Source organism: Salinispora cortesiana (assembly GCF_000484695.1).
In the GTDB taxonomy this organism is placed as follows: Bacteria; Actinomycetota; Actinomycetes; order Mycobacteriales; family Micromonosporaceae; genus Micromonospora; species Micromonospora cortesiana.
In genome coordinates this window covers 1-1,117 of sequence record NZ_AXVR01000191.1, presented here as the reverse complement: position 1 = coordinate 1,117, position 1,117 = coordinate 1, and the positions used below count along the sequence as shown (strand labels likewise).

Sequence of the window (1,117 nt, the reverse complement as noted above, 5' to 3'; positions counted from 1 at the left end):
CCCGCGGTTCGTAGAAGCCCTGCCGATCCAGCCACCGGGTGCGCCGCAACACGCCCGCACGGCGCAGGGGCCGCGGTTCGTCGCCCGACTGCGGCCCGACGGAGTCCGGTGCGGGTGTGGCCGGGTCGAGCGTCGGATCCTCGCCGTCGCTGTCGCCGCCAGCGGGCAGGGAATCGGCGGCTGGGCGGGTGTCGGCAGCAGGTACCCATCCGGTCGCCGGGGCCGGCTTACGGCGGGTGAACGGCCAGGCCATCAGGCCACCTCCATCCCACGCCACAGCGGCCAGGTCGCAACCGCCGCCGTGTCGTGCTCGGTGTCGTACCAGTCCAGGGAGGTGATACCGCACTCGCTGGCTTTCTCTTCCACCCGTTCGCAGGCTTCCCGCAGCTGCTCACGGCCGGGCGCCGCGACCGAGATGAACAGGGCGTAGTTGACGCCGTGGTGGCCGCTGCCGGGCCGTAGGTCATGCAGGCGCTGCTGAGAGGCGGTTACCTGCAACTCCCGAGAGCCGTCGGAGACCAGGCCCTCATCGGCGGCGGTGCGCGCCGCGCTTCGGTCTTGCGCGACGTCGGCCACCGCTTGCGGGCGGGCCTTACGCACCGGCACGAAATCCATCAGCACCGTGACGGTACGGATCACCGCCGGGGTGACGTCGGTCAGCAGCGGCGCCATCCAGCGCATGTTCACCGGCTCGGGGGTGATCGCGTCGCTCGGGACGTGCGCGATGCGGGTGTGCCACTTGTCGTTGTAGACGACCGCGTCACGGGCGGCCGCGCTGGCCTGCCAGCAGGTCGCCAGGTCGACGTCGCCGTGGTCGTCGATCAGGAAGTCGGGATCCTGCACCGCGCGCAACAGCGACGCCAGGCGGCGTTCGCCGAGGCCACGCGGGTTGCGCAGCCCGGCGTTACGGGCCAGGCCGGCGACCCGCGCCATCTCGTTGTAGACCACCCGCCCCCACGCCTCTTCACCCTTGCCGTACGCCGCGGCGGTGTGGAAGAACCGCCCCGTCAGCGGGATGCGCACGACGATGAAGTTGCGGTGCTGCTCACTGACGCTGGCGGTCATGCGGATCAACTGGGCGTAGGAGCCCTTGAGGGTCTCCGGGACACCGGCGGGC

Annotated in this window: 1 protein-coding gene and 1 pseudogene; both read right to left on the bottom strand. The window is 71.5% G+C overall.

The window, feature by feature from the left end; translation table 11 throughout:
- Nucleotides 1–253 (bottom strand): hypothetical protein (locus K228_RS0125130; protein WP_025620816.1); only part of this gene is annotated, 253 nt, incomplete at its 3' end.
- A pseudogene (locus K228_RS29125) lies at nucleotides 253–1,117 on the bottom strand (SCO6880 family protein); the annotation flags it as partial. The gene K228_RS0125130 and the pseudogene K228_RS29125, both read right to left, overlap by 1 nt.